The organism is Pseudochelatococcus lubricantis (genome assembly GCF_011762225.1).
In the GTDB taxonomy this organism is placed as follows: domain Bacteria; phylum Pseudomonadota; class Alphaproteobacteria; order Rhizobiales; family Beijerinckiaceae; genus Pseudochelatococcus; species Pseudochelatococcus lubricantis.
On the sequence record NZ_JAASQI010000003.1, the window covers coordinates 234,164 to 245,825 of the forward strand.

The window sequence follows — 11,662 nt, forward strand, 5'->3', positions numbered from 1 at the left end:
CGCCCGCCGCTTTCGCTGGCGGCGGGCATTCGTGTTGCGTTGTGCCGTCAGTTGCGGAGCGGCTTGCCGGTCAGCAGCATGTGCTCGATGCGCGCCAGCGTGCCGGGCGTGCGCGCGAGGCGCATGAACGTCTCGCGCTCAAGCCGCAGCACATCCTTTTCGGCGGCCGGCACGGTGGGGTCGGCATCGCCGCCCGAGAGCACGTCCGCAAGCCCGTCCGCGACGACGAGGTCGTGGTCCGTGGCGATGCCGCGCTTGTGGAAGCCCTGCGCGGCCATCATCATGGCGAGCTTGCCGGACGGGCCGGGCAGGACGATCTCGACGCGCTCCGGCGGCGTGTAGCCTTCCACGAGTTCGAGCGCGCGCGCCTTCGCGTCCGCGAGCAGACGGTCGCGGTTCATGGTGACGCGGTCGCCCTCGCGCAGGATCAGCATGTCGCGCGCCTCCGCCGCCGATTTGGAAACGGTGGCGGTAGAGACCATCTCGAACACCTTCGCGGGCGCGGGCATCGGGCCATGCGGCAGCTTGCCGGGCGCAGACCAGCGCACCAGCAGCTCCTTGCAACCGCCCCATGCCGGCACGAGGCCGACGCCGCATTCGACGAGGCCGGCGTAGGTCTCGGCGTGCGCCTGCACCGCGTCCGAATGCAGCAGCAGCTCGCAGCCGCCGCCGAGCGCCATGCCCGACGGCGCGCCGACAACGGGGAAGGGGGCGTGCTTCAGCGCGCCGTAGACCTTCTGGCCGGTGGCGACGAGCTTCTCGATCTCGCCCCACGCGGCGATGTTGGCCGCGAAGAGCGCCAGGCCGAGGTTGGCGCCGACGGAGAAATGCCGGCCCTCGTTGTAGATCACCAGCGCCTTGTAGTCCCTCGCGACCAGCTTGATGGTGCGGTCGAGCGCGTCCAGCACCTGATCGTCGAGGGAATTGCCCCTCGTGGTGATCTCGAAGCACGCCACGCCGTCGCCGATATCCCACAGGCTCGCGGCGCCGTTTTTCAGCACCGGCTGCGACCGGCGCCTGATGTCCTCCAGCAGGATCACGCCTTCCGGGCGGACGACGTCGTGATAGTCGCCGTCGAGGCCGAAGAACTGCAGGCGGCCGTTTTCGACGCGGTAGAATTTCCGGTCGCCGATCTGCTCCAGCAGCGGCGGCACGGTTGCGCCCTCCGCCTTCAGCCGTTCGACGAGCCACGCCGCGCCCACGCGGTCGATGAGCGCGAACGGCCCTTCCTTCCAGTTGTAGCCGAGGCGCATGGCGTCATCGATGGCGACAATGTCGTCCGCCGCCTCCGGCACCAGACCGGCGGCGTAGGCCAGCGTGCGGCCCATCACGCGCCAGGCATATTCGCCAACGGGGCCGGGTGCGTTGAACAGCGCGCGCAGGTCGCGGCCGGCTTCCTTCAGCGTTTCCGTATCCGCCCTGGCCGAAGGGCGGTAGGCGCCGGTCGCGAGGTCGATGCTCTCCTTGACGCGCCCGCCGTTCGCGGTATTGAGGCGATAGAAGCCGCCCTTGCCCTTGCGGCCCGTGTAACCCTCCGCGATCATGCGGCCGATCAGCGGCAGGTCGCGGTTCAGCGCGTGGAAGGCATCCGCCGGCGGCAGGCTTTTCGCCAGACTCGCGTTGATGTGCGGCATCAGGTCCAGCCCCACGAGGTCGGCGAGGCCGAAGACGCCGGTCTTCGGGATGCCGAACGGCCGGCCCATGACGGCGTCGGCGTCCTCGATGGCGAGGCCGAGGTCGATGGCCTCCACGACGCCCGCCTGTATCCAGTAGACGCCGAGCCGGTTGGCGATGAAACCCGGGCTATCCTTGCATCTGACGATGGACTTGCCCAGCCTTTCGTCGGCGAAACGCGACACGCGCGCCGCCTGCGCGGGATCGGTATCCGCTCCCGCCACCACCTCCAGCAGCCGCATGTAGCGCGGCGGGTTGAAGAAGTGGGTGATCAGGAAGTTCAGCCGGAACGTTTCCGGCAATCCAGCGACGAGGTCGTGCAGCGGAATGGTGGAGGTGTTCGAGGACACGGCTGCGTCCGGCCGGCGTGCCGCCTCGATCTTCGCGTAAAGCGCCTGCTTGATGTCGAGACGCTCAATGACGGCTTCGACGATCCAGTCGCATTCGCCGATCCGGGCGAGATCGTCGTCGATGTTGCCTGGCTCGATGAGCCTCGCAGCCTTTTCCGACATCAGCGGGGCGGGGTCGGTCTTCTTCAGCCGCTCGATGGCGGTGCGCGCGATGGCGCTGCGGTCTCCGCCTTCCGCCGCGCCGGCAGGAACAATGTCGAGCAGCAGCACCGGCACGCCCGCATTGGCGACCTGCGCCGCGATGCCCGCCCCCATGACGCCTGCGCCGATGACGGCGACTTTTTCAATCTTGCCGTTGGTCATCACACGCGCTCCAGAATCGTTGCGATGCCCTGGCCGCCGCCGATGCACTGGGTGGCGAGCGCGTAGCGCTTGCCCTCGCGCACGAGCAGGCTCGCGGCCTTGCCGGTAATGCGCGCGCCCGTCGCGCCGAGCGGATGGCCGAGCGCGATGGCGCCGCCGTCGATGTTGAGCGTTTCCTCGCGGATGCCGAGTTCGCGCACGCAGGCGAGCGCCTGGCTGGCGAAAGCCTCGTTCAGTTCCACGATGTCGATGTCATCGATGGTGAGCCCGGCGCGGTTCAGCGCCTTGCGGGTCGCGGCGACGGGGCCGATGCCCATGATCTCCGGCTCGCAGCCCGCCACGGCCACCGAGACCACCCGGGCGAGCGGCGTCAGGCCGTTCCTGTCGGCATAATCCTCGCTCGTCACGAGAACGGCGGAGGCGCCGTCAGTGAGCGGCGAGGACGTGCCCGCGGTGACCGTGCCTTGCGCGTCGAAGGCCGGCTTGAGGGCCGCGAGCGCCTCGGCGGTGGTGTCCGGGCGCGGGCAGCCGTCGCGCGTTACCAGACTCTTGCCGGTATCGATGGCGACGATCTCGTCGTCGAGGCGCCCGGCCGCCTGCGCCTCGGCTGTCAGGCGCTGGCTGCGCAGGGCGAAGGCCTCCTGCTCCTGGCGGCCGATGTCCCACTGCCTGGCGACGTTTTCCGCCGTGTCGCCCATGCCGAGCAGCGCGCCCGGACGGGTTTTCGCGAAGGCCGGATTGGGCAGCGGGTTGAAGCCCATCATCGGCACGCGCGACATGCTTTCCACACCCGCCGCGATGAATGCCTCGCCCGCGCCGAGCTGGATCTGGCCCGCTGCGATGTGGATCGACTGCATCGACGATCCGCAATAGCGGTTGACCGTCATGCCCGCGACGGACAGCGGCAAGCCGGCGAGGAGACCCACGGCGCGGCCGATGTTGAAGCCCTGCTCGCCCTCCGGAAAGGCGCAGCCCATGATCAGGTCCTCAAGGTCGGCGGCTTTCACGCGGCTGCGCTCCACGAGCGCGCGCACCACCTGCGCGGCGAGGTCGTCCGGGCGCACACGCGCCAGATCTCCCTTGCGGGCAAGCCCGAAGGGGGAACGGACGTAGCCGGCGATGACGACATTCTTCATTGACGTAATCCTCCCCAAGTAATGGCAATCGATTTTTTTATTCACTCGGCGGCGGCCAGTACGGCGCTATAGTCTGTCCTGTTTACGTTGAAATAGGCAGATTATAGCTTCCTTATATTGAGCGAATTCTGATCGATCAGATGGTTCCATCTGATCGGAGCGCGCTCTAGCGGCCGGAAGGCGCGGTTCTGCTGCCGTATGCCATCGCCGCGCGGGCTTCCCGCTCGATCTCGTCGAGTTCGGCCAGCGCCTCGTCGAGGGCGATGCGCTGCTCCTGCAGGGACTGCCGGCGCACGCCGATGCGCTTCAGCAGCATGCGCAACTGCTCCTGCTGGGTCCTGTCGGCGTCGTAGAGATCAAGATACTCCCTGATCTCGCGCAGCGAAAACCCCAGCCGCTTGCCGCGCAGGATCAGGATCATGCGCACCCGGTCGCGGTGGCTGTAGATGCGGTTGTTGCCGGCGCGGCGCGGCGCGATCAGCCCGCTATCCTCATAGAAACGCAGCGTGCGCGCGCTTACGCCGAGTTCGCGGCCAAGCTCCGTGACCGAATAGAGGCGGTCGTCCGGCGCGCCCGCGTCTTCGCCGAAGCCGCCATCCACCGCGGCGGAAACGGTCTGCTCCGGCACCGCATCGATCGCGCCCGCGTCAGTCATTCCGCCCTGTATCCCTGCTGCATGTTTTTCATCCTCCCGTCAGCTGGCGATACGAATCGCCCGCACGCGCCGGAGCGGCGGCCATTTGCAGCCTTGTTGCTCATGCTCCAAGCTTCCCTATACATCTCATACTTGACGTATACGTCAATTGCAATACCACTTGGTGAGGAAAGATCGCCCGGCCCGGGCCGTCTGGTGGAATCCGCCGGTGTAGGCAATAGTTGCGGGCGATGGTTGCGATCGCATCAAGGATGCATTTGGGAATGGAGCGCCTGGAATGGGTTTGATGTCTCTTGTCGAAGGCCGGCTGACGCTGCCGGCGATTGCCGCGCCGATGTTTCTGGTTTCGGGGCCCGATCTCGTGATCGCCCAATGCCGTGCGGGCGTCGTCGGCAGCTTTCCCTCGCTCAACGCGCGGCCGCTTGAGGTGCTCGACGAATGGCTTGTGCGGATCGGGGAGGCGTTGCGCGCCCACGACGCGGCGCATCCTGAAAAGCCTGCGGCGCCTTTCGCGGTCAACCTGATCGTGCACCGGTCGAATGCGCGTCTCGACGACGATCTGGCGCTCGTCGTCAAGCACAGGGTGCCGCTGGTCATCACGTCGCTCGGCGCGCGCGAGGACGTGAACGCCGCGATCCACGCCTACGGCGGCATCGTGCTGCATGACGTGATCCACACCACCTTCGCCCGCAAGGCGATCGAGAAGGGCGCGGACGGGCTGATCGCCGTCTCCGCCGGCGCCGGCGGACATGCGGGCGCGTGGTCGCCATTCGCGCTCATCGAGGAAATCCGCGCGTGGTGGGACGGGCCGCTGGCGCTGTCCGGCGCCATCGCCACCGGGCGCGGCGTGCTGGCGGCGCGCGCGGCGGGGGCGGACTTCGCCTACATCGGTTCCGCCTTCATCGCCACGCAGGAGGCGCAGGCGCCGCAGGCGTACAAGGACATGATCGTGGCGGGCGGCGCCGCCGACATCATCTATACGGATGTATTCACCGGCGTTGCGGGCAACTATCTGAAGCCTTCACTGACGGCGGCCGGCATCGATCCCGACAAGCTGTCGCAGGTGACGCCGCAGGCGCTGGACCTCGCGCTGTCGAAGGACGGCCCCCGGCCGTGGCGCGACATCTGGGGCGCGGGGCAGGGAATCGGTGCGATTCGCGAAATACCGACGGTCGCCGGCCTCGTGGCGCGGCTGAAACAGGAGTATGACGCCCAGCGCGAACGGCTTTGCGGCGCCCCCGGCGCAGGGGAATGAGGGCGCCGGGCGAGGCGCGGGTCGCGGACTGTTTTGCGCATCGCCCGCAAAATCACCATATTGAGGCGTGAACACCACGCGCTACTGAAAAGATGACAAGCGAGCCCGTTGCCATGCAGCCCCCCCTTGAAGAGATTCTCGACAACTTCGCGTTCCTCGACGACTGGGACGACAGGTATCGATATCTGATCGAGCTGGGGCGCACGCTGGAGCCGCTGCCCGAGGACGCGCGCACGGAGGACAACAAGGTGCGCGGCTGCGCCAGCCAGGTGTGGCTGCAGTCGAGCGTCGTGCCCGATTCGCGGGGCGGCGCGCCGGTGCTCATCTTCCACGGCGACAGCGACGCCCATATCGTGCGCGGGCTGGTGGCGCTGGCGCTCGCGATCTTTTCCGGCAAGCGCGCGGCCGAGATCGTGCGCACCGATGCCTTTCCGGTCTTCGACCAGCTCGGCCTCGCCGCGCACCTTACGCCCCAGCGCTCCAACGGCCTGCGGTCGATGGTGGACAGAATCAGGAAAGACGCCCAGCGCGTCGTGGCGCAATCGTCGCCGAACGCGGCGGCAACCGCCGATTCCGCCTGACTCCGCGCAATGGAAGGCGCGCGGGACGATATCTCTGCCGGAAAATACGCCGCACGGGGACTTGTCCACAGGCGTCACGCAAACGACATAACAAGTGCCTCACCCCCCATTGACAGTTCGGGAACGGCTTCGTAAACAGACGTCCTCGCTTGCAGGCGAGCCCAGGTGGCGGAATTGGTAGACGCGCTGGTTTCAGGTACCAGTGACGCAAGTCGTGGAGGTTCGAGTCCTCTCCTGGGCACCATCAGTCTGATCTCTTTCATGAAATCGGCTGATCAGGTGCAGGGCGCATCCCGGAAAGCAAGGGATCAAGGCGCTGCTGATAGACTTTCCCATTACGATTAAGGCCAGGTTGATTACGTCGCAATTGTCGTGTGGCGAGTCGGCCTCTGTTGCCTTTGCGGCGGAGGCGGTGGCTACCGTGGCAAGAGCCATGGCGATGTTGCCATGATATGCGGGGTCGCGGGGACCGGATGACAGATTATCTCCACCACGTCATGCTCACTACCGGCGACGTCACGCGGATGCCGCGCGACGGGATTTCGGACGACGACATCGGGGCTATCGCCGAGATGCTGGATGGCGTGTTGCTGGGCGGCGTGCTGCCGGCTCCCGGTGCGGAAGAATATCTGGTCAACGGCTCACACCATCGGGATAACCTGATGGTCACGTTATGGCGCGGCCCCTGGCCGAAGCGGACGGCAGTCCTGACGACGGCCGTGGCGCGCGGGCCGGGGCCTGCGCTGACGTTGTGGCGCGAGATGCACCGCAGCGCGCGCGTACCTCTTGCCACCGACACCGGCAACCCGCCGCCGGAGCCGTGGATCGCCGACCGCGTGGAAGCGAATGCAGTCGCATATGCGGCGGAGGCGTCGCGGATCGGTGACTGGTCGCGACGCCTCGGCTGGGCGTGGATGGATTATGGCAGGTGAGGGCGCAGGCCGGCTCCTCAATCCGCCTGATCGAACAACTTGCTGAACTGCCGCGGCTGGGAGCGCAGGTACTGGTTGGGCGCGCGCACGCTCGCGCCGAAATGGGCGGCGGCGTGCCAGGGCCAGTGCGGATCGTAGAGGATGGTGCGCGCCAGGGCGATGAGGTCGGCATCGCCGGTGCTGACAATTGCTTCGGCCTGCTCGAATTCCGTGATCAGCCCCACCGCGACGACCGGAATTCCGACAGCGGCCTTCACCGCCCGCGCGAAGGGGACCTGATAACTGGGGCCGATGGCGATCCGCTGGTTTTCGGCCAGCCCGCCGCTCGAAACGTGGATGGCATCGCAGCCGCGCGCTTCCAGCGCCTGCGCGAAAGCAATGGTCTGCTCGACATCCCAGCCGCCTTCCACCCAGTCGGTTGCGGAGACGCGCGCCGAGACCGGGCGGTCGGCCGGAAAGGCCGCGCGCACGGCGTCGAACACCTCCAGCGGGAACCGCAAGCGGTTTTCCAGCGATCCGCCGTATTCGTCATCGCGCCGGTTCGAAAGCGGCGACAGGAACTCATGCAGCAGGTAGCCGTGCGCGGCGTGGATCTGGACTGCGTCCAGCCCGAGTCTGCCGGAACGTTCGGCCGCCTGCGCGAAGGCCAGGCGGATGCGTTCAAGCCCGTTCCTGTCGAGCGCTGCCGGCGCGACATCGCTGGCGCGGAAGGGCACGGCGGATGGGGCCACCGTCTGCCAGCCATTCGCATGGTCGGGCGGAATCTGCGCGCCGCCGTTCCACGGCACGTCCGTGGAGGCCTTGCGGCCGGCGTGGGCGAGCTGGATGGCGATCGGCATGCCCGACCAGCGGCGGATGCCGTCCAGCGTCCGGCCCAGCGCGGCCTCGGTTTCATCCGAATACAGGCCGATGTCCCTGTAGGTGATGCGCCCTTCGGGCGCGACGGCCGTCGCCTCGATCGTCAGCAGGCCGGCGCCGGAATTGGCGAGGCTGCCAAGGTGAATCAGGTGCCAGTCTGTCGTCTTGCCGTCCTCGGCCGAGTATTGGCACATAGGAGCGATGACGATTCTGTTCCGCAGGGGTAGCTTGCCGATGTCGATCGGTGAAAATAACTTCGCGTGAGTCACGATTGCTTTCCTTCGCGTAGAAACAGGCGGTGTCCCCAAGAGTGGCACAGCGGACGGCTGGCGACCATGCGCTCCGGCAGCACAGGCCGACGGATCGATCAACGGACACTGAAGACAAGCAATTTTATAGATGATCGCGATGAAGCTCCACCGCCGCGACAGGGGACACCACCGGACAGGTGCGCACAAGCACCCATCCCAATTTCAGCAGCATTTCACTGTGAGATTGAGTGGTGCGGCCGAGAGGACTCGAACCTCCACTGGTTGCCCAACTAGCACCTCAAGCTAGCGCGTCTACCAATTCCGCCACGGCCGCAGCGTGTCCCGAAGGAGCATGTCCTCCCGAAGTGGGCTTGGATGTAACAGAACGTTTCAGCTTCCACAAGTCCCTTGCGGCATCTCGCGCCGGACGATTCACATTGCCTGTGGGCAACTTTGCCGTGCCCGCCGCGCGGGGGGCGGCAAAAAGGTTTGCCGGATATAGCGGCGCGGCCGGCGGGGGCCTATATTACGGTCACGAACGCGCTTCGGGAAAACGAATTGCCTTCATTTCGAGGCGCGCGGGCAAAGGCGGGAATCAGCCGGCTGATTCGACAGGGCCATTACGCGCCGGCGGGATTTCGCTTTATGTCCGGCTGCAATCGTTCAAATGTAGGGTGACGCGGTCGGCGGCGGGAATCGGGCCGGAGACGGCGGAGAATCAATGTATCAAGAGCAGGTCATGATGAGCGAGCATTCCGATGACGGCCCGCGTCTCCCGAGGCTGGTGGTGTTTTCGGGCGCCGGCATCAGCGCCGAGTCCGGTATCGCGACCTTTCGGGACGCCAACGGGCTCTGGCACGGGCACGATCCGCGCGACGTCGCCAATTTCGATACGTGGCGGCAGAATCATGCACTCGTCCACGCATTTTACAATCATCGGCGGACGGAACTCGGCAAGGTGGCGCCCAACCCCGCCCATGCGGCGGTCGCCACGTGGGAAAAGGACTTTCCTGGCCGGGTGCTGAACATCACGCAGAACATCGATGATCTATTCGAACGCGCCGGGGTGGAGAGCACGGTGCATCTGCACGGCTTCCTGCGCAACCTGCGCAACACGCGCACCGGGGAATTGCGCGACATCGGCTACACGAGCTTCGACCCCGCCGGCGATCCGCAGCGCGTGATCAAGCCGGACGTGGTCTTCTTCGGCGAACTGGCGCCGAACTACCGGCTGCTGGGCGAACTCGCCGCAAGCCTCGACGAAAACGACACGGTGATCAGCATCGGCAGTTCGGGCGCCGTGGTCAGTATCGACGGGCTCGTGGAGGCGACCGGCGTCTTCGGCATCCTGAACGTGCTGGACAACGTCGTGGGCGCGATCGACGAGCGTGTCTGGCACGAGCGCTTCTTCGAGCCGGCGACGCGCGCCGTCGAACGCATCGATGAGATCGTGCGCGAGCGCATGCAGGAGAAGCCATGACCGCGTCGTCCTTGCCCGTCGCGCGCGGCGACCTCGTGGACAGGCTGCTGCCCGCGCCCGGCGCGTCGCCCGTCGAATGGATCGTCACCGACACGCCGGTGCCTTACGAGACGGCGATGGCACTGATGGAAACGCGCGTCGCGGCCATCGCGGACGGCAAGGCCGGCGAATGCGTGTGGCTGCTGGAGCATCCGCCGCTCTACACCGCCGGCACCTCCGCCAAGCCGGAGGACCTCGTCGACCGGCGCTTCCCCGTGTTCCGGACAGGCAGGGGCGGGCAGTTCACCTATCACGGCCCGGGCCAGCGGGTGGCCTATGTCATGCTCGACCTCCACCGCCGCACGCCCAGCCCGCAGACGCCGGATCTGCGCCGTTTCGTGGCTTGCCTTGAAAGCTGGCTGATCGCGACGCTCGATGCGTTCAACGTGCGCGGGGAGCGGCGGGAAGACCGTGTCGGCGTCTGGGTCAGGCGGCCCGAGATGGGCGACGGCGCGGAAGACAAGATCGCCGCCATCGGCATCCGCGTGCGCCGCTGGGTGACGTTTCACGGCATCAGCCTCAACGTGGAGCCCGACCTGTCGCATTATCAGGGCATCGTGCCTTGCGGCATTCGGGGGCATGGCGTCACCAGCCTGGTCGATCTCGGCCTGCCCGTCACGCTCGCCGACGCCGACGTGGCCCTGCGCGCGGCGTTCGAGGATATTTTCGGCGAGACGGTTTCGGGACTCCAGCCATGACGGTTCTTGTAGCGGGAGCGCCCGCATGAGCGGGCTGCATCTCATCAAGCTGTGCGTGGGCGTCGATTCGGTCGCCGAACTCGTGGCCTGGAACGCGCAGCATGAGGGCCGCGAGAGCGGCCACACCACGCGCATGACACCGAAACGGAACGACGAACTGCTCGACGGCGGATCGCTGTACTGGGTGATCAAGGGCCAGATCGCCTGTCGACAGCGGCTGCTGGAGTTGCGCCCGATGCGCGGCGAAGACGGCGTATCGCGCTGTCGCCTCGTGCTGGACGGCACGATCGTGCCGGTGGTGCCGCGGCCGTATCGTGCGTTTCAGGGCTGGCGCTATCTTGAAGCGAAGGATGCGCCGCCCGATCTGGAGGAAAGCTCCGGCGCCGTCGCCGCCATGCCCGAGGAGATGAAGCGCGAACTCGCGGCGCTCGGCTTGATCTGAGCCCGGCGCCCGTTGCGTTCACGCCCGTACGTTTTAGCCCATACGTTTCGCTTGGACGCCGGATGCTTTATGATGGCGGCAACGCAGGAGGATCGTTTGAAAAGAGTGACGACCTTGTTGACCGGCGCACCCGTGCTTCTGGTGCTGGTTGCCGGTTGCGCCTTCGCACAGCCGGCGGGGAATGCCGGGCGCTGCATCGCTGTGGGCGGTGAAACACCAGCCGGCGCTGGCGCCGATTGTCGCGGCGGGCCGCTGAAGCCGGGCGATCCGCGCTTTGGCAAGCCGCAGGTGCCGCAGTCGGCGCAACGCGCGGGGCCGCCGGGGCAGACGTTCCAGATCGGCGGCAGCAGCGTGACGCTTTCCGGCTCCGTGCGGGTCGAGGGTGTATATTCTTCCCGCTGACGGTGACCGGCACGCGGAAGACGCCCGTTTTCCCAATCATTGATGGTATGGCGTATGATCTACCTTCTTGGAGGAATTCTTGCCGTCAGCCTGCTCTGGTGGGTGGGGAAGAACTATGCCGACGCCGATCCCCGGCAGATGGCGGCGCTCGTCCGCAAGATCGGCGGCTGGGGCCTCATCGCCTTCGCTGCACTGCTGCTGCTGCGCGGGCGGATAGACCTCGCCGTGCTCATGGGCGGCGCGGGCTGGTGGCTGGTGCAGGGAAACCGCCTAGATGCGTATCTGAACAGCCGCTTTTCCCTTGGGCGAAAAAACGCTGAGGGAAACGCGCACGCGGGGCCGGTCGAGCGCACGCGGCCGGGCGAGATGTCCGAAAAGGAGGCTCTTGAGATACTCGGCCTTCATCCGGGGGCGACCGAGACGCAGATTCGCGAAGCCCACCGGAATCTGATGAAGAAACTGCACCCCGACCAAGGGGGCACGAACTACCTTGCCATGCGGGTCAATCAGGCCAAGGACGTCTTGTTGAACCGACATCGCTGATGG

12 protein-coding genes and 2 tRNA genes are annotated in these 11,662 nt (G+C 66.6%); 9 read left to right on the plus strand and 5 right to left on the minus strand.

Translation table 11 applies throughout. The annotated features are described in order from the left end of the window. Nucleotides 1-47: 47 nt before the first annotated feature. The 3 genes from FHS82_RS07985 to FHS82_RS07995 all read right to left on the minus strand — a co-directional run bounded on the left by FHS82_RS07985 (nucleotide 48) and on the right by FHS82_RS07995 (nucleotide 4,178). Entirely contained in the window at nucleotides 48-2,387 is a 2,340-nt protein-coding gene (locus tag FHS82_RS07985; RefSeq protein WP_166950695.1) for a 3-hydroxyacyl-CoA dehydrogenase/enoyl-CoA hydratase family protein, read from the minus strand. Beyond that, the gene (locus tag FHS82_RS07990) at nucleotides 2,387-3,523 is read right to left on the minus strand and encodes a thiolase family protein (protein ID WP_166950697.1); all 1,137 of its coding nucleotides are present in this window, start codon (nucleotides 3,521-3,523) and stop codon (nucleotides 2,387-2,389) included. Before FHS82_RS07990 ends, FHS82_RS07985 begins: the two co-directional genes overlap by 1 nt. A gap of 166 nt (nucleotides 3,524-3,689) precedes the next feature. Next, nucleotides 3,690-4,178, minus strand: a complete 489-nt coding sequence (locus FHS82_RS07995; protein ID WP_166950699.1) for a MerR family transcriptional regulator — start codon at nucleotides 4,176-4,178, stop codon at nucleotides 3,690-3,692. Nucleotides 4,179-4,455: 277 nt separating this feature from the next. On the opposite strand from FHS82_RS07995, the gene FHS82_RS08000 reads away from it, so the two are divergent. The 4 genes from FHS82_RS08000 (at nucleotide 4,456) to FHS82_RS08015 (ending at nucleotide 6,946) form a co-directional block, all read left to right on the plus strand. Then, nucleotides 4,456-5,433: an NAD(P)H-dependent flavin oxidoreductase gene (locus tag FHS82_RS08000; protein WP_166950701.1), complete on the plus strand. Its 978-nt coding sequence runs from the start codon at nucleotides 4,456-4,458 to the stop codon at nucleotides 5,431-5,433. A 113-nt stretch (nucleotides 5,434-5,546) separates the two neighbouring features. Beyond that, entirely contained in the window at nucleotides 5,547-6,014 is a 468-nt protein-coding gene (locus FHS82_RS08005; protein WP_166950704.1) for a SufE family protein, read from the plus strand. A 159-nt stretch (nucleotides 6,015-6,173) separates the two neighbouring features. Further along, nucleotides 6,174-6,258, plus strand: a tRNA-Leu gene (locus FHS82_RS08010). 229 nt (nucleotides 6,259-6,487) lie between these two features. Next, nucleotides 6,488-6,946, plus strand: a complete 459-nt coding sequence (locus FHS82_RS08015) for a hypothetical protein (protein WP_166950706.1) — start codon at nucleotides 6,488-6,490, stop codon at nucleotides 6,944-6,946. Nucleotides 6,947-6,963: 17 nt separating this feature from the next. Here FHS82_RS08015 and FHS82_RS08020 read toward each other — a convergent pair whose 3' ends face one another. Next, nucleotides 6,964-8,073 (minus strand): oxidoreductase, encoded by a 1,110-nt coding sequence (locus FHS82_RS08020; RefSeq protein ID WP_166950708.1) that lies wholly within the window; start codon nucleotides 8,071-8,073, stop codon nucleotides 6,964-6,966. Between the two features lie 231 nt (nucleotides 8,074-8,304). Next, nucleotides 8,305-8,389: transfer RNA gene (locus tag FHS82_RS08025), tRNA-Leu, on the minus strand. 387 nt (nucleotides 8,390-8,776) lie between these two features. Here FHS82_RS08025 and FHS82_RS08030 point away from each other — a divergent pair. The 5 genes from FHS82_RS08030 (at nucleotide 8,777) to FHS82_RS08050 (ending at nucleotide 11,659) form a co-directional block, all read left to right on the plus strand. Continuing rightward, entirely contained in the window at nucleotides 8,777-9,535 is a 759-nt protein-coding gene (locus FHS82_RS08030; protein WP_208394147.1) for an SIR2 family NAD-dependent protein deacylase, read from the plus strand. Further along, a complete protein-coding gene (lipB, locus tag FHS82_RS08035) occupies nucleotides 9,532-10,272 on the plus strand; it encodes a lipoyl(octanoyl) transferase LipB (protein ID WP_166950712.1) in 741 nt (246 codons plus the stop codon). The genes FHS82_RS08030 and lipB overlap by 4 nt, the downstream gene beginning before the upstream one ends. A 25-nt stretch (nucleotides 10,273-10,297) precedes the next feature. Then, nucleotides 10,298-10,714: a DUF1489 family protein gene (locus FHS82_RS08040; RefSeq protein WP_166950714.1), complete on the plus strand. Its 417-nt coding sequence runs from the start codon at nucleotides 10,298-10,300 to the stop codon at nucleotides 10,712-10,714. A gap of 105 nt (nucleotides 10,715-10,819) precedes the next feature. Continuing rightward, nucleotides 10,820-11,116 carry a hypothetical protein gene (locus FHS82_RS08045; protein WP_166950716.1) on the plus strand — a complete coding sequence of 99 codons (297 nt, stop codon included), beginning with the start codon at nucleotides 10,820-10,822 and terminating at the stop codon, nucleotides 11,114-11,116. A 54-nt stretch (nucleotides 11,117-11,170) separates the two neighbouring features. Further along, complete coding sequence (locus FHS82_RS08050) at nucleotides 11,171-11,659, plus strand: DnaJ domain-containing protein (protein ID WP_166950718.1); 489 nt, start codon at nucleotides 11,171-11,173, stop codon at nucleotides 11,657-11,659. Nucleotides 11,660-11,662 lie beyond the last annotated feature (3 nt).